Raw genomic sequence first — 15,633 nt, forward strand, 5'->3', positions numbered from 1 at the left:
TACTAGCGTTCGAGGCATGCGAGTCGACATCGTCACGAAGGAATACCCGCCGGAGATCTACGGCGGTGCCGGGGTGCACGTGACCGAGCTCGTGCGCGCGCTGCGCGAGCGCGTCGAGGTGCAGGTGCGCGCGTTCGGCGCGCCGCGCGACGAGGTCGACACGACCGCCTACGGCGTGCCGTCCGAGCTGTCCGGCGCCAACGCCGCGATCCAGACCCTCGGCACCGACCTCGAGATCGTCGGGGGCGTCGCCGGTGCCGACGTCGTGCACAGCCACACCTGGTACGCCAACTTCGCCGGCCACATCGCGGGCCTCCTCCACGGCATCCCGCACGTGGTCACGGCGCACTCGCTCGAGCCGATGCGGCCCTGGAAGGCCGAGCAGCTCGGCGGCGGCTACGCGGTGTCGAGTCACATCGAGAAGACCGCCTACGAGGGCGCTGCCGCCATCGTCGCCGTCAGCGAGGGCATGCGGCAGGACATCCTGCGCAGCTACCCGTCGCTGGACCCCGACAAGGTGCGCGTCATCTACAACGGCATCGACGTGGAGTCGTGGCGCCCCGTCACCGACGAGGCGCTGCTGGCCGCCCACGGCATCGACCCCAGCCGCCCGTCGGTGGTCTTCGTGGGGCGCATCACCCGCCAGAAGGGGCTGCCCTACTTCCTGCGCGCCGCCGAGCGGCTGCCGGAGGACGTGCAGATCATCCTCTGCGCCGGCGCCCCCGACACCCCGCAGATCATGGACGAGGTGCGGGGCCTGGTCGAGGGCCTGCAGGCCACCCGCGAGGGCGTCGTCTGGATCGAGGAGTTCCTGCAGCGCGACCAGCTCTGCGCCATCCTCAGCCAGGCCACCACCTTCGTATGCCCGTCGGTGTATGAGCCGCTCGGCATCGTCAACCTCGAGGCCATGGCGTGCGGGGTCGCCGTCGTCGGCACCGCGACCGGCGGCATCCCCGAGGTCGTCGTCGACGGCGTGACCGGCCGTCTCGTGCCGATCGAGCAGGTGCAGGACGGCACCGGCACGCCGCTGGACCCGGAGCGGTTCGTCGCCGACCTCGCGGCGACCCTCACCGAGGTCGTGAGCGACCCCGACAAGGCGCGCGCCTACGGTGCGGCCGGCCGCACCCGCGCGGCCGAGGCGTTCAGCTGGCAGGCCATCGCCGACGAGACCCTGGCGCTGTACCGCGAGGTCGCCGCGGGCTGACGTGGCTCCCGGCGCGCGGCGCGCCGACCGATAGGGTGGAGCCATGCCGCAGGTCCTCGAGTTCGCCGATGTCGTCGTCCGCCGCAACACCCGCAACATCATCGATCACATCGACTGGACCGTCACCGACGATCAGCGCTGGGTGGTGCTCGGCCCCAACGGCGCCGGCAAGACCACGATCCTGCAGCTGGCCGCCACGCTGCTGCACCCCACCAGCGGCGAGGTGACGATCCTCGACGAGCGGCTCGGCCGCACCGACGTGTTCGAACTGCGCCCCCGCATCGGCTTCGCCTCCTCGGCGATGGCACGCCGCGTGCCGCCGGAGGAGACCGTGCTCGACGTCGTGCTCACCGCGGCGTTCTCGGTGCTCGGCCGCTGGAACGAGGAGTACGAGTCGATCGACGAGCGCCGCGCCCGCCGCGTGCTGGCCGCGTGGAAGCTCGAGCACCTGGCCGAGCGCACGTTCGGCACCCTCTCCGACGGCGAGCAGAAGCGCGTGCAGATCGCGCGTGCGGTGATGACCGACCCCGAGCTGCTGCTGCTCGACGAGCCGAGCGCCAGCCTCGACCTCGGCGCCCGCGAAGAGCTGCTGCAGCTGCTCAGCGGCTACGCCTCCGAGCCCACCACCCCGGCGATGGTCATGGTCACCCACCACGTCGAGGAGATCCCGGTGGGCTTCACCCACGTGCTGCTGCTGGGCGATGGCGAGGTCGTGGCCCAGGGGCCCCTCGCCGAGACCCTCACCGCCGAGGCGCTGACCCGCACCTTCGGCATCGAGATCGTGCTGAGCGAGGCCGACGGCCGCTACGCGGCACGGGCCGCCTCCGTCTGATAGAATCGCTCTTTGGTGCGCTCGCACCGCAGACTTCCCTCGCCCTGGCAAAATCCAGGGCACCACGTAAGGAAACCCATGAAGACTGACATCCACCCCGAGTACCAGGCCGTCGTGTTCCGCGACCTCGGCTCCGGCGAGACCTTCCTCACCCGTTCGACCGTCTCCAGCGAGAAGACGATCGAGCTCGATGGCGTGACGTACCCCGTCATCGACGTCGAGATCTCGTCCGCGTCGCACCCGTTCTACACGGGCAAGCAGCGCATCATGGACTCGGCCGGCCGCGTCGAGAAGTTCAACCAGCGCTTCAAGAACTTCGGCAGCAAGTAAGCAGCCGCACCGAAGGCCCCGCTCCGGCGGGGCCTTCGTCGTTCCCGCGGCGGATGCGGGGCCGGCGGATCGGCCCGTTCGGCGGATCAGCCGGTTCAGCGGATCGGCCAGCTGCCGTCGATCGGGTCGGCGGGGTCGATGCGCCCGATGCGCACGAAGTACTCGGTGAGGCTCTCGGCCTGCGTGCGCGCCCAGCCGATCTGCTGGGTGTGCAGCTCGTGCGCCGTCGCGGTGAGCGTGAAGCGGGCGGCGAGGGCCTGGGCCACCCGTCCCGCCGCGATCGCGTCGGCGGCGGCGTCGTGGGCGCCGGTGAGGGTGACCGCGTAGTGCGCGGCGACCACCTCGAGCGTGCGCTTGCCCTTGCGGAACCGGTCGTGCGCCTTGTCGAGCACGAGCGGGTCGATCACCGGCGCGGGCGCGGCGATCGGCGTCAGTCCGTGACGGAGCGCTTCGTACTTGAGCAGCGAGAAGTCGTAGGGCGCGTTGTAGGCGACCACCGGGATGCCGGCGGCGAACAGCCCCCGCAGCGCCGCCACCACCTCGGCGACCACCGCGGCGGCGGGGCGCCCCTCGGCGCGGGCGCGCTCGGTCGTGATGCCGTGCACCGCCGTGGCGCCGGCGGGGATCTCCACACCCGGGTCGGCCATCCAGCTGTGCGATTCGACGACCGCGCCGGTCTCGTCGAGCACGCCGACGTGCGCGGTCACGATGCGGTCCGACGAGACGTCGACGCCGGTGGTCTCGAGATCGAACACGCCCACCCGGGCCGCCCACGCGGGGGCCGGGGGAGCGGCGACGGGCTGGGCGGTGCCGGCGACGGGCTCGGCGGGAACGGCATCCGCACGGTGGTCGTCGGCGGGAACGGCATCCGCACGCTGGTCGTGCGCACGACCGTCGTCCCAGAGGGTGTCGTCCCAGAGCGGAAGCTGCTCGGCCTGCCGGCTGTCCATGCCTTCGACGGTACGTGACCCCGCCGACATCGTGCGGCTGCGCCGCGCCGCGCTCGTAGACTCGACGGGTGAGCGCCTCCCACCCGTACGCCGACCGTCTCGACGCCGTGCCGGTGCGCCGCCACGAGGTCGCCGTGCTCGGCGGCGTCACCGCCTACTGGGAGTACGGCCCCGAGGATGCGCAGACCACCATCCTCGCCGTCCACGGCTTCCGCGGCGAGCACCACGGCCTCGAGCCGGTCGTGGCCTTCCTCCCCGGCATCCGGGTGATCATGCCCGACCTGCCCGGGTTCGGCGAGACCGCCCCCATCCCCGGGCGCACGCACTCGATCGACCTGTACGCCCAGTGGCTCACCGCGTTCGCGGCCGCCGTCGCACCGGGCGCGGTGATCCTCGGCCACTCGTTCGGGTCGATCGTGGCCGCCGTCGCGGTCGCCGGGGGGCTGCCCACCCCGCGCCTCATCCTCGTCAACCCCATCGGCGCCCCCGCGCTGGAGGGGCCGCGCGGCATCCTCACCCGTCTCGCGGTCTTCTACTACTGGGCGGGCGCGAAGCTGCCCCGGCGGCGGGGCGAGGCCGTGCTGCGCAGCCGCCTCGTCGTGCGCGTGATGAGCGTGTCGATGACCAAGACCCGCGACCCGCACCTGCGCGCGTTCGTGCACGACCAGCACGACACCTACTTCTCGCGCTTCGCCGACCGCGACGTGCTGCACGACGCGTTCGTGGCGTCGGTGTCCAACGACGTGCGCGCCTCGGCCCCGCGCATCGCGGTGCCGACGCTGCTGGTGGCCGCCCAGCTCGACGACATCACCCCGATCGGGGCCGAGCGCCACCTGCAGACGCTGTTCCCCGACGCCGAGCTGGTCGAGATCGCCGGGGTCGGCCACCTCATCCACTACGAGACGCCCGAGCCGGCCGCCGCCGCGATCAGTCGGTTTCTCCGGCCTTCCGACGCCGGTACGCGTTGACGTTCATGCGGTTGCCGCAGTTGCCGGTGTCGCAGTAGCGCTTCGACCCGTTCTTGGAGAAGTCGATGTAGACGGCGTCGCAGTCGTCGGCGTCGCACACCCGCACCCGGTCCCACTGGTCGGAGCGGATGATGTCGACGAAGGCCATCGCCGCCTCGACGAGCATGCGGGTGGGCAGGGGCGCCGCCGACTCGGTCGCGTGGATGTGCCAGCCGTAGCCGTCGTGGATGACCAGCTGGGGGAGGGCGTGCCCGTCGCGGAGCATGGCGTTGACCAGGGGCACCGCCTCGTCGCGTGAGGCGCCCCACAGTCCCCGCAGCCGCGGCCGGATCGCCCGCAGCGCCGTCAGCTCGGCGTCGTCGCGGTCGAACGCGCCGGTGTAGGGGTACTCGGTGAAGAACGCGTCGGCGTCGGCCTGCGTGGCCAGGCGGTCGACGTCGTCGACACCCACCGTCGGCAGGGTGTTCACCAGCGCGGCCGTCGCGCGCAGCGACAACTCGGTGTCATGAATGAAAACCATCTTGACTCCTGACGGACTCGGGCAGTACCGTCACCAGTGTAAGCAACTGTCACTCCTGACAGCTGATCTCCTCTCCGACCTCGAGGACCGCCGGTGACGCACACCGCCGCACTGCCCGTCGCACCATCCGCCCACCGGATGCGCGCACCCCGCTCGCCCCGCACCGCCGGCATCGTCATGGCCGTCGTCTCGGCGCTCGCCTTCTCGTCCAGCGGGCCGCTGGTGAAGCCGCTGCTCGAGGCGGGCTGGTCGCTGTCGGCCGCCCTCGTCGTGCGCATGGGGCTGGCGGGGCTCATCCTCGCGCCCGCGCTCGTGGGCGCCGTGCGACGCGAGCGCGGCTTCCTGCGCCGGCACCTGGCCTCCCTCCTCGCCTTCGGGCTCATCCCCGTCGTCGGATGCCAGCTGCTGTTCTTCTCGGCCATGCAGCGGATGCCGGTGGCCGTCGCCCTGCTCATCCAGTACCTGGCACCGGTGTTCCTCGTCGCCTACGTGTGGCTGCGCACCCGTCGCGCCCCCTCGCCGCTGGTGATCGCCGGCTCGGTCGTGGCCATCGCCGGGCTCGTGCTCGTCGTCGACATCTCCGGTGCCCGCTTCGACCTGCTCGGCACCCTCCTCGCCCTCGGCGCCGCGATCTGCGTGTGCGTCTACTTCGTCATGTCCGAGCGCACCGGCGACGACCTGCCGCCCCTCGCCCTGGCCGCGGGCGGGCTGCTGGTCGGGGCGGTGTTCATGGCCCTGCTCGGCGTCACCGGCATCCTGCCCTTCGCCGTCCCCGAGGTCACCGTGGCCTTCCGCGGCGTCGAGGTGCCCGGCTGGCTGCCGCTGCTGTGGGTCGGCGCGGTGGGCACGACCCTCGGCTACGCGCTCGGGGTGATGGCGGTGCCGCGCACCGGCTCGCGCCTGGCGTCGTTCGTGGGCCTGTCGGAGGTGCTGTTCGCGCTGCTGTTCGCGTGGCTGCTGCTGGGCGAGGCGCCGGCGCCCGTGCAGTTCCTCGGCGGCGCGCTCATCCTCGTGGGGGTCGTGCTCGTGCGGCTGGCTCCCGCCGACACCGCGACGGGCGCGGCGATCACGGTTCCCGTCGAGCCGCTTCCAGGAGAGGCCGCACCCGCGATCCGATGACCTCGCCCATCACCAGCGAGGTCTCGGTGCGCTCGACGCCCTCGATGCCGAGGATGCGCGCGTCGATCGCGAACAGGTGCTGCGTGTCGCGGGCGGCCACCCGCACCAGCAGATCGACCTGACCGCTCAGGCCGTGGGCCTGCAGCACCTCGGGGATGAGGGCGAGTTCGGACGTGATGCGCGGCAGATCGGCCTGACGCACGACCACGCTCACCATCGCCTCGATGGGGAAGCCCAGCGCCCGCGGCGACATGGCGCGGTCGTAGGAGAGGAAGACGCCGGCGCGCTCGAGTTTCACCATGCGCGCCTGCACGGTGTTGCGCGAGAGCCCCAGGCGCTCGGCGATGGCGACGACGGTGGCGCGGTGGTCTTCGGCCAGCACGCTCAGCAACTCGAGATCGACGTGGTCAAGAGGTCCCATAATGCCCAACCATAGCAGCGCTCAGCGCGTCACATTGTGCAACATGTTCAAGAATCAGCAGGATGCTTGAGCGAGGTGCCGCATCGCCGTAGCGTCGCCCTCACCGGCGATGAGGCCGGTGACGAAGCCGCGCGGGCGGCGCCTCACGAGGGCGGCGACCGCGAGCGAAGGAGCGACGATGACGTCCACCGTGAACCCGTCCACCGCGGACCCCACCACAGCGAACACCTCCCCAGCGAACGCCTCCCCAGCGAACGCAGAGGCGCGCCCCGACCCGCACGCCCCCGCCGCGGGGGACCTCGCCCAGCTGCTCTCGCCCGACGGCGAGCGCGGCGCGCATCCGCTGCTGGACGACTGGGCCGGCGACATCGACGACACCCGGCTGGCCGGGCTCTACCGCGACATGCTGCTCGTGCGCCGCATCGACGCGGCCGGCGTCGCCCTGCAGCGGCAGGGACAGCTGGGCCTGTGGGCCCCCGCCGAAGGGCAGGAGGCGGTGCAGATCGGCATCACGCGCGCCTGCCACGACGACGACTTCTTCTTCACGAGCTACCGCGAGCTCGGCGTGCTCGTGGCGCGCGGCGCCCGGCCCGCCGACCTCGTGCTGGGCTGGCGCGGCGAGGTGTTCGGCACGTTCGACCCCTACGACCTGCACGTGGCGACCCCGCAGATCATCATCGGCGCCCAGACGCTCCACGCGGTCGGCTACGCGATGGGCGTGCAGCGCGACGGCGGCGACCAGGTGGCTGTCGCCTGCTTCGGCGACGGCGCCACCAGCCAGGGCGACGTGAGCGAGGCGATGGTGTTCGCCGCCTCGTTCGGCGCGCCCGTCGTGTTCGTCTGCTCGAACAACCAGTGGGCGATCTCCGAGCCGGTGGGCCTGCAGTCGCATCTGCCCCTGGCGGGCCGCGCCCCGGGCTTCGGCATCCCGAGCGTGCGCGTGGACGGCAACGACGTGATCGCGTGCACCGCCGCGATGCGCTGGGCCCTCGACCACGCCCGCAGCGGACGGGGCCCGGCCTACATCGAGGCGGTCACCTATCGCCTGGGCCCGCACACCACCAGCGACGACCCCACCCGCTACCGCAGCGCCGACGAGGTCGCGCTGTGGCGCACCCGCGACCCGCTGCTGCGCGTGGCGGGCGTGCTGCGGGAGCGCGGGCTGCTCGAGGCGGCCGAGGCAGAGGCCGAACAGGCGGCGGCGGAGTTCACCGCCGGGATGCGCCGCGCGGCGCTGGAGGCCACGACCCGACCGCCGCTGGCCGTGCTCGACGACGTGTACGCCGAGCCGCACACCGGCATCGACCGCCAGCGGGAGCAGTTCTCGGCCTATCTCGAGGGCTTCGCAGACGACGAGGAGGGGACGCGATGACCGAGCTCACCCTGGCCAAGGCCCTCACCGCCGGGCTCGGACAGGCCCTGGCCGACGACGACCGGGTGCTCGTCATGGGGGAGGACGTGGGGGCGCTCGGCGGCGTCTTCCGCATCACCGACGGCCTGCAGTCCCGCTTCGGGGCGACGCGCGTGGTCGACACGCCGCTGGCGGAGTCGGCCATCGTCGGCACCGCGGTGGGGCTGGCGATGCGCGGGTTCCGCCCCGTCGTGGAGATCCAGTTCGACGGCTTCGTCTACCCGGCGTTCGACCAGATCGTCTGCCAGGTCGCCAAGCTCCACTACCGCACCCGCGGCGCCGTGAAGATGCCGCTCACCATCCGCATCCCGTGGGCCGGCGGTGTGGGCGCCGCCGAGCATCACTCCGAGTCGCCCGAGGCCTACTTCGTGCACACCGCCGGGCTGCGCGTGGTCGCGGTGTCCAACCCGCAGGACGCGTACACGATGCTGCGGCAGGCCATCGCCAGCGACGACCCGGTCGTCTTCTTCGAGCCCAAGCGGCTCTACCACAGCAAGGGCGAGGTCGACCTCGACGCCGACATCGCCGACGCCGCCCCGCTGGGGGTGGCGCGCGTGGTGCGTCGCGGCACCGATGTCACCCTGGTGACCTACGGCGCGCAGGTGCAGGTCGCCCTCGACGCGGCGACCGCCGCCGAGGACGAGGGCGTGTCGATCGAGGTCATCGACCTGCGCTCGCTCTCGCCGGTGGACTACCGCACCGTGACGGCATCGGTCCGCTCGACCGGGCGGCTGGTGGTCGCCCACGAGGCGGCCCGTGAGGCGGGGGTCGGGGCCGAGATCATCGCGAGCGTCACCGAGCAGTGCTTCGAGTACCTCGAGGCGGCGCCGCAGCGGGTGACCGGGTTCGACATCCCCTACCCGCCCGCCAAGCTCGAGCGGCACCACCTGCCCGATCTCGACCGCATCCTGGATGCCGTCGACCGCGTGCTCGGCCGCGGCCACCGCGCGGGGGTGACCTCGTGATCGCCGAGTTCCGCCTCCCCGACCTGGGTGAGGGGCTGCCGGAGGCCGAGATCGTGCACTGGCTGGTCGCCGAGGGCGACGAGGTCGCTCTCAACCAGACCATCGCCGAGGTCGAGACCGCCAAGGCGATCGTCGAGCTGCCCTCGCCCTATGCGGGGGTCGTCGCCGCCGTGCACCACGCCGAGGGCGAGGTCGTGGCGGTGGGCGAGGTCATCCTCGCCGTCGAGGTCGCCGGCGGCGACGACGTGCTGCCGAACCTCGTCGGCTACGGCGCGGCGCCGCGCTCCGACGAGCGGCCGCGCCGGCGCACCCGCGGCGCCCCGACCGCCGTGCTCGAGCGGGTCTCGCGCGCTCCGCACGACGACCTGCCCGACGAGCGTCACGACGGCGGCGATGCCGCGGGCGGGCGGGCGGATGCCGGGGCGGAGGCGACCGAACCGGCCGTGCGCCCCCGCTCCACCCCGCCGGTGCGGGCGCGGGCGCGCGAGCTCGGCGTCGACCTGTCGCAGCTGACCGGCACCGGCGCCGACGGCCTCATCACCCGCGACGACGTCGAGCGCGCGGCCGCGGCAACGGTCGCCGCACCGGCGCAGGCACCGGTGCAGGCCGCCGCCGCGACGGCACCCGTCGACACCGTGCCCACGGCATCCGCCGCCGACGACGCGCGGGGCGGGGCGGGCGACCACGACGACCAGCACATCCCGGTGCGCGGGGTGCGCAAGCAGACGGCGGCTGCCATGGTGCAGTCGGCCTTCACCGCCCCGCACGTCACCTGCTTCCTCGACGTCGACGTCACCGCCTCGATGCGGCTCGTCGACGATCTGCGCGCCGACCGGGAGCTGGCCGGCCACCGCATCGGCATCCTCGCGCTCGCCGCGCGGGCCACCTGCCTCGCGCTGCGCCGTCACGGCGACCTCAACGCCCGCTGGGACGGCGAGCACGACGAGATCGTGCGCTACCGTCACGTCGGCCTCGGGATCGCCGTGGCCACCGACCGCGGACTGCTCGTGCCCCACGTGCCCGAGGCCGACCGGATGGACCTCACCGAGCTCGCCGACGCGCTGGGAGCCCTGGCCGAGCGGGCGCGCACCGGACGGTCGAGTCTGGCTGAGATGACCGGCGGCACGTTCTCACTGACCAACTTCGGCGTCTTCGGCGTGGATGCGGGCACGCCGATCCTGCCGCCGGGGCAATCCGGCATCCTCGGTCTCGGCGCCGTGCGACGCCGCCCGTGGGAGCACGAGGGCGAGCTGGCGCTGCGCGAGGTGATGACGCTCAGCCTCTCGTTCGACCACCGTGTCGCCGACGGGGCCGAGGGCTCGCGGCTGCTGGCGGCCATCGGCGCCCTGCTGCGCGACCCCGGCCGCGCCCTGCTCTACGCCTGAGTGCCCGGCGCCGTCGTCACCTCACCGCCTGCGCGGCGCTCAGGCGGTGAGGGCGGCGAGCGCCAGCTGCTCGAGGATGCCGCGCACCGAGGTCGCGGTGGCGCCGGGGCCTGCCGCGCCGGGGCCCGCGTGAGGGGTGGAGTTCATGAGCCCGAACACGGCGTGGGCGCGCACGCGCAGGTCGTCGCGGGCACGGCCCGGGTGCAGTCGCGTGAGCACGTCGATCCACATGTCCACGTACTCGCGCTGCAGGCGCCGCACCGTGTGCCGCGGCTCGGGGGCGAGGCTGGCGAGGTCGCGGTCCTGCACGCGGATGACGTCGGCGCCGGTGAGGGCGAAGGAGACGTGGAAGGCGATGAGGGCGCGCAGCTGCGCGTCGGGGGAGCCGGCATCGGCCACCACCGTCGCGCCGCCGTCGTGGAGACGCCGGCTGGCGCCGAGCAGGATCTCGCCCAGCACCGCCTGCTTGCCGGCGAAGTGGCGGTAGACGGCGGGGCCGCTCACGCCCACCGCGGCGCCCAGTTCTTCCAGGCTCACGCCGGCGTATCCGCGCTCGGCGAACAGTCGGGCCGCCTCGCGGACGAGGTCGTCGTGCCGGCGCGCCTTGGCGCGTTCGCGGGGGGTCGAACCGCTTGTCATTCCAGTTAATCCTCGCTAACCTGGACGAGTCTCAGTTAGTGAACACTAACTATGCCCGGACCCGGTCCGCGGCGGCGGCCGGACACCGTGACGAGATCGTGACGTCGAGGAGGACGCGCATGACGACGCTCGAGACGTCGGTGGTCCACGACGACCGCTTCGCCGAGGCCGATGCCGCCCAGTCGGCGCTGGCCGCACGACTGCGCGAGCGCCTGCGCACGGCGGCCGCCGGGGGCAGCGCCGCGTCGCGGGAGCGGCACGTCGCGCGCGGCAAACTGCTCGCCCGCGACCGCGTCGACCGGCTGCTCGACGAGGGCAGCCCGTTCCTGGAGGTCGCGCCGCTGGCCGCCGACGGCCTCTACGACGGCGAGGCGCCCGGCGCGGGGGTCGTGGCGGGCATCGGCCTCGTGCACGGCCGGCACGTGATGGTCGTCTGCAACGACGCCACCGTCAAGGGCGGCACCTACTTCCCGCTCACGGTGAAAAAGCACCTGCGCGCACAGGAGATCGCCCTCGAGAACCGCCTGCCGTGCATCTACCTGGTCGACTCCGGCGGCGCGTTCCTGCCGCTGCAGGACGAGGTCTTCCCCGACCGCGACCACTTCGGGCGCATCTTCTACCAGCAGGCGCGACTGTCGGCGGCCGGCATCCCGCAGCTGGCGGCGGTGCTCGGCTCGTGCACCGCCGGCGGCGCCTACGTGCCCGCCATGTGCGACGAGACGGTGATCGTGCGCGGACAGGGGACGATCTTCCTGGGCGGCCCGCCGCTGGTGAAGGCCGCCATCGGCGAAGAGGTCACCTCCGAGGAGCTCGGCGGCGGCGAGCTGCACGCGCGCACCTCGGGCGTGGTCGACCACCTCGCCGACGACGACGCGCACGCCCTCGAGATCCTCCGCGACATCGTCGCGACCCTCCCCGCCCCGCCGCCCCCGGTCTGGGAGGTCACCGCACCGGTGTCCCCCGCCGTCTCGCCGGACGACCTCTACGGGGTCGTGCCGGTCGACCTCACCCGCCCGTACGACGTGCGCGAGGTCATCGCCCGCCTCGTGGATGCCAGCGCCTTCCACGAGTTCAAGCGCGAGTACGGCGACACGCTGGTCACCGGGTTCGCGCGGCTGCACGGCCACCCGGTGGGCATCGTCGCCAACAACGGCATCCTCTTCCGCGAGTCGGCGCTCAAGGGCGCGCACTTCATCGAGCTGTGCGACCAGCGCGGGGTGCCGCTGATCTTCCTGCAGAACATCACCGGCTTCATGGTGGGCCGCGACGCCGAAGCCGGCGGCATCGCCAAGGACGGCGCCAAGATGGTCACCGCCGTGGCCACCACCCGGGTGCCGAAGTTCACCGTCATCATCGGCGGGTCGTTCGGCGCGGGCAACTACTCGATGTGCGGCCGCGCCTATTCGCCCCGGTTCCTGTGGACCTGGCCGGCCAGCCGCATCTCGGTGATGGGCGGACCCCAGGCCGCGGCTGTGCTGGCCACCGTGCGCGAAGAGCAGCTGGCCGCGCGGGGCACCCCGTGGCAGCCGGCCGAGCGCGCCGCCTTCGAAGAACCCGTGCGGGCCCGCTTCGACGAGCAGGGCGACCCCTACTACGCCACCGCGCGGCTGTGGGACGACGGCATCCTCGATCCGGCCGACACCCGCGACGCGCTCGGTCTCGCCCTCGACGTCGCGGCGCGCGCGCCGCTTCCCGATCCCGGCTTCGGCCTGTTCCGGATGTGATCGTGCCCACGCCTACGCCTACGCCCGCGCTGCGCACCGTGCTCGTCGCCAACCGCGGCGAGATCGCCCGCCGGATCATCCGCACCCTGCATCGCTGCGGCATCCGCGCGGTCGCCGTCTACAGCGACGCCGACGCCGACGCGCCGCACGTGCGCGAAGCCGACGCGGCCGTGCGGCTGGGCCCGGCGCCGGCCGCCGAGTCCTACCTCTCGGTCGACGCGGTGCTCGCCGCCGCGCGCGCCACCGGCGCCGACGCCGTGCATCCGGGCTACGGCTTCCTCTCCGAGAACGTCGCCTTCGCCCGCGCCTGCGCGGCGGCGGGCATCGTCTTCATCGGTCCGGGGGAGCGTGCCCTGGAGGTGATGGGCGACAAGATCCGCGCCAAAGAGCACGTCGCCGGCCACGGCGTGCCCACCGTCCCCGGCTTCAGCGCCGCGGGCATGACCGACGACGAGATCGCCGCGGCAGCCGAGGCCGCGGGCTTCCCGCTGCTGGTCAAGCCGTCCGCGGGCGGCGGCGGCAAGGGGATGCAGGTGGTGCGCGCCGCGGGCGAGCTCGCCCCTGCGCTGGCCGCGGCCCGCCGCATCGCCCGCGCCGCCTTCGGCGACGACACGCTGCTGCTGGAGCGGCTCATCGAGCGGCCCCGCCACATCGAGGTGCAGGTGCTCGCCGACGCGCACGGCGCCGTCGTGCACCTGGGCGAGCGCGAATGCACGCTGCAGCGCCGCCACCAGAAGGTCATCGAAGAGGCCCCCTCGCCCGCCGTCGACGCCGCGGTGCGCGCGCGGCTGGGGGAGGCGGCCTGCCGCGCCGCCGCGTCGGTGGGCTACCGCGGCGCCGGCACCGTGGAGTTCCTCGTGGCGGCAGAGCGCCCCGACGAGTTCTTCTTCATCGAGATGAACACGCGCCTGCAGGTCGAGCACCCCGTCACCGAGCTGGTGACCGGCATCGACCTCGTCGAGCAGCAGCTGCGGGTGGCCGCCGGCGAGCCGCTCGCCTTCGGGCAGGACGACGTGCACCTGTCCGGCCACGCGATCGAGGCGCGCGTGTACGCCGAGAGTCCCGAGCGCGGCTTCCTGCCGGCGACGGGCACCGTGCTGCGGTGGCGGGCGCCGGAGGGCGTGCGCACGGATGCCGCGGTGACCAGCGGCTCGGTCGTCACCGCCGACTACGACCCGATGGTGGCCAAGGTCATCGCCCACGCCGACACCCGCACCGCCGCACTGCACCGACTCGACGCCGCCCTCGCCGGCACCGTCGTGCTGGGGGTCGACACCAACATCGCGTTCCTGCGCACCCTGCTCGCCGAGCCGGCCGTGGTCGCGGGCGAACTCGACACCGGGCTCATCGAGCGGATGCCGCCGCCGCACGAGCCCCCTCCCACGCCGGCGCAGCTGCAGGCCGCGGCGGCGACCGTCGCCGCCGCCCGCACCGGCGGAGCAGACGTGTGGCACGCCCTCGCCGGCCGCCGCTTCGGCGCTCCGGCCCAGCCCGCACCCGTCCACCTGCTCGACGCCACGGGCATCGTGCACGTCGTGGCCTGCCCGCCGGACGGCATCCGGGCGGGTGCCACCGAGGCGGGTGCCACCGAGGCGGCGGTCGATGCGGAGGGCACGGTGCACGTGCACGCCGACGGTGCGCACGCGTCGCTGCGGCCGCTGAGCCGCCGCGCCGCCTGGGAGCGCGCGCACGCCGCCCGCGACCGGGGCGCCGCCGACGCGGCATCCCCGCACCTGCCCGCGCCGCTGCCCGGCGCCGTCGTCGCGGTGCACGTCGACGACGGCGCGTCCGTGGCCGCCGGCGCCCGCATCCTCACCATCGAGGCCATGAAGATGGAGCACGCCGTCACCGCCCCCCACGAGGGGACGGTGCGACTGCGTGTCGCCGTCGGTGCGCAGGTGCGCCGCGGCGACGTCGTCGCCGAGGTCACCCCGGTCGCCGCCGCTCCCACCGACACCACACCCACCGGAGGCACCCCATGAGCATCGACCTGTCCACCTACGGCCTCGAAGACGAGCAGCTCGAGCTCGCCCGCATCGTGCGCACCTTCGCCGACGAGGTCGTCGCGCCCCGGTCGTACGAGGCCGACCGCACCGCCACCCTGCCGCTGGACGTCGTGGCGGGCATGGGCGAGCTGGGCCTGTTCGGCCTGCCGTTCCCCGAGGAGGTCGGCGGGCAGGGCGGCGACTACGTCGCGCTGTGCCTGGCCATCGAGGCGCTCGGACGCGTCGACCAGTCCATCGCCATCACCCTCGAGGCGGGCGTGAGCCTGGGGGCCATGCCGATCCACCGTTTCGGCACCGACGAGCAGCGCCGCGAGCACCTGCCCGACCTGCTGGCCGGCACCGCGCTGGCCGCGTTCGGCCTCACCGAGCCCGAGGCGGGGTCGGATGCCGGTGCCACCCGCACCACGGCCCGCCTCGACGGCGACGAGTGGGTCATCGACGGCGCGAAGCAGTTCATCACCAACTCGGGTACCGCGATCACCCGGTTCGTCACCGTCACCGCCGTCACCGGCCGCGGCGACCGGGGCCCCGAGCTGTCGACGATCCTCGTGCCGAACGGCACCCCCGGGTTCACCGTCGGACCGGCCTACGACAAGGTGGGCTGGCACGCCTCCGACACCCATCCGCTCTCGTTCGAGGGCGTGCGGGTGCCGGCGGCCCACCTCGTCGGCGAGCGCGGCCGCGGCTACGCGAACTTCCTCCACATCCTCGACGAGGGCCGCATCGCCATCGCCGCCCTCAGCACCGGCGCCGCCGAGGGCTGCCTCGACGCCGCCGTCGACTATGCGCGCAGCCGCACCGTGTTCGGCTCCTCGCTCGCCTCGCGCCAGAGCGCGCAGTTCACTCTGGCCCGCATGCAGCTGCGGGTGCACGTGGCGCGGGTGGCGTGGCTGCACGCCGCCCGGCTGCGCGACGCGGGCAAGCCCTTCAAGACCGAGGCCGCGATCGCCAAGCTCACCGCCAGCGACGCCGCCATGGACAACGCCCGGGACGCGACCCAGCTGTTCGGCGGCAACGGCTTCATGAACGAGTACCCGGTGGCGCGGCATTTCCGTGACTCGAAGATCCTCGAGATCGGCGAGGGCACCAACGAGGTGCAGCTGCTCGTCATCGCCCGCGCCCTGGGCGTGGCGTGACCGGGGCGGCACCGGCCGGCATC

Annotated in this window: 15 protein-coding genes; 11 read left to right on the top strand and 4 right to left on the bottom strand. The window is 73.5% G+C overall.

All coding sequences use genetic code 11. From position 1 onward, the window contains the following. Positions 1 to 16 precede the first annotated feature (16 nt). The 3 genes from glgA (at position 17) to N3K63_RS06800 (ending at position 2,366) form a co-directional block, all read left to right on the top strand. Positions 17 to 1,204 carry a glycogen synthase gene (glgA, locus tag N3K63_RS06790; RefSeq protein ID WP_261579411.1) on the top strand — a complete coding sequence of 396 codons (1,188 nt, stop codon included), beginning with the start codon at positions 17 to 19 and terminating at the stop codon, positions 1,202 to 1,204. A gap of 43 nt (positions 1,205 to 1,247) precedes the next feature. After that, complete coding sequence (locus N3K63_RS06795) at positions 1,248 to 2,036, top strand: ABC transporter ATP-binding protein (RefSeq protein WP_261579412.1); 789 nt, start codon at positions 1,248 to 1,250, stop codon at positions 2,034 to 2,036. A 78-nt stretch (positions 2,037 to 2,114) separates the two neighbouring features. After that, positions 2,115 to 2,366 carry a type B 50S ribosomal protein L31 gene (locus N3K63_RS06800; RefSeq protein ID WP_261579413.1) on the top strand — a complete coding sequence of 84 codons (252 nt, stop codon included), beginning with the start codon at positions 2,115 to 2,117 and terminating at the stop codon, positions 2,364 to 2,366. 95 nt (positions 2,367 to 2,461) lie between these two features. Here the strand turns inward: N3K63_RS06800 and N3K63_RS06805 are convergent, their stop codons facing one another. Further along, complete coding sequence (locus N3K63_RS06805) at positions 2,462 to 3,316, bottom strand: exonuclease domain-containing protein (RefSeq protein ID WP_261579414.1); 855 nt, start codon at positions 3,314 to 3,316, stop codon at positions 2,462 to 2,464. Between the two features lie 68 nt (positions 3,317 to 3,384). Here N3K63_RS06805 and N3K63_RS06810 point away from each other — a divergent pair, with 68 nt between their 5' ends. Beyond that, entirely contained in the window at positions 3,385 to 4,284 is a 900-nt protein-coding gene (locus tag N3K63_RS06810) for an alpha/beta fold hydrolase (protein WP_261579415.1), read from the top strand. Here the strand turns inward: N3K63_RS06810 and N3K63_RS06815 are convergent. Further along, positions 4,244 to 4,804, bottom strand: a complete 561-nt coding sequence (locus N3K63_RS06815; RefSeq protein WP_261579416.1) for a CGNR zinc finger domain-containing protein — start codon at positions 4,802 to 4,804, stop codon at positions 4,244 to 4,246. The two genes, N3K63_RS06810 and N3K63_RS06815, sit on opposite strands and share 41 nt — an antisense overlap. Before the next feature lie 93 nt (positions 4,805 to 4,897). Between N3K63_RS06815 and N3K63_RS06820 the strand changes: the two genes are divergently transcribed. Beyond that, entirely contained in the window at positions 4,898 to 5,923 is a 1,026-nt protein-coding gene (locus N3K63_RS06820) for an EamA family transporter (protein WP_261579417.1), read from the top strand. On the opposite strand, the gene N3K63_RS06825 is transcribed toward N3K63_RS06820, so the two are convergent. Further along, positions 5,871 to 6,344: an Lrp/AsnC family transcriptional regulator gene (locus N3K63_RS06825; protein ID WP_261579418.1), complete on the bottom strand. Its 474-nt coding sequence runs from the start codon at positions 6,342 to 6,344 to the stop codon at positions 5,871 to 5,873. The genes N3K63_RS06820 and N3K63_RS06825 overlap by 53 nt on opposite strands. Positions 6,345 to 6,522: 178 nt before the next feature. On the opposite strand from N3K63_RS06825, the gene N3K63_RS06830 reads away from it, so the two are divergent. Genes N3K63_RS06830 through N3K63_RS06840 form a run of 3 tightly spaced genes read left to right on the top strand, consistent with a single transcriptional unit; the run spans position 6,523 to position 10,105 of the window. Then, positions 6,523 to 7,716: a thiamine pyrophosphate-dependent enzyme gene (locus N3K63_RS06830; RefSeq protein WP_261579419.1), complete on the top strand. Its 1,194-nt coding sequence runs from the start codon at positions 6,523 to 6,525 to the stop codon at positions 7,714 to 7,716. After that, positions 7,713 to 8,720 (top strand): alpha-ketoacid dehydrogenase subunit beta, encoded by a 1,008-nt coding sequence (locus N3K63_RS06835; RefSeq protein WP_261579420.1) that lies wholly within the window; start codon positions 7,713 to 7,715, stop codon positions 8,718 to 8,720. Before N3K63_RS06830 ends, N3K63_RS06835 begins: the two co-directional genes overlap by 4 nt. After that, on the top strand, positions 8,717 to 10,105 hold the full coding sequence (locus tag N3K63_RS06840; protein WP_261579421.1) for a dihydrolipoamide acetyltransferase family protein: 1,389 nt from the start codon (positions 8,717 to 8,719) through the stop codon (positions 10,103 to 10,105). The genes N3K63_RS06835 and N3K63_RS06840 overlap by 4 nt, the downstream gene beginning before the upstream one ends. Before the next feature lie 39 nt (positions 10,106 to 10,144). Here N3K63_RS06840 and N3K63_RS06845 read toward each other — a convergent pair whose 3' ends face one another. Continuing rightward, complete coding sequence (locus N3K63_RS06845; RefSeq protein ID WP_261579422.1) at positions 10,145 to 10,744, bottom strand: TetR/AcrR family transcriptional regulator; 600 nt, start codon at positions 10,742 to 10,744, stop codon at positions 10,145 to 10,147. A gap of 119 nt (positions 10,745 to 10,863) precedes the next feature. Between N3K63_RS06845 and N3K63_RS06850 the strand changes: the two genes are divergently transcribed. Genes N3K63_RS06850 through N3K63_RS06860 form a run of 3 tightly spaced genes read left to right on the top strand, consistent with a single transcriptional unit; the run spans position 10,864 to position 15,610 of the window. After that, positions 10,864 to 12,468, top strand: a complete 1,605-nt coding sequence (locus tag N3K63_RS06850) for a carboxyl transferase domain-containing protein (RefSeq protein ID WP_261579423.1) — start codon at positions 10,864 to 10,866, stop codon at positions 12,466 to 12,468. A gap of 2 nt (positions 12,469 to 12,470) precedes the next feature. Next, positions 12,471 to 14,450: an acetyl/propionyl/methylcrotonyl-CoA carboxylase subunit alpha gene (locus N3K63_RS06855; RefSeq protein WP_261579424.1), complete on the top strand. Its 1,980-nt coding sequence runs from the start codon at positions 12,471 to 12,473 to the stop codon at positions 14,448 to 14,450. After that, complete coding sequence (locus N3K63_RS06860) at positions 14,447 to 15,610, top strand: acyl-CoA dehydrogenase family protein (RefSeq protein WP_261579425.1); 1,164 nt, start codon at positions 14,447 to 14,449, stop codon at positions 15,608 to 15,610. The genes N3K63_RS06855 and N3K63_RS06860 overlap by 4 nt, the downstream gene beginning before the upstream one ends. The last annotated feature ends 23 nt before the right edge of the window (positions 15,611 to 15,633 follow it).

The organism is Microbacterium festucae (assembly GCF_025421715.1).
Lineage (GTDB): Bacteria > Actinomycetota > Actinomycetes > Actinomycetales > Microbacteriaceae > Microbacterium > Microbacterium festucae.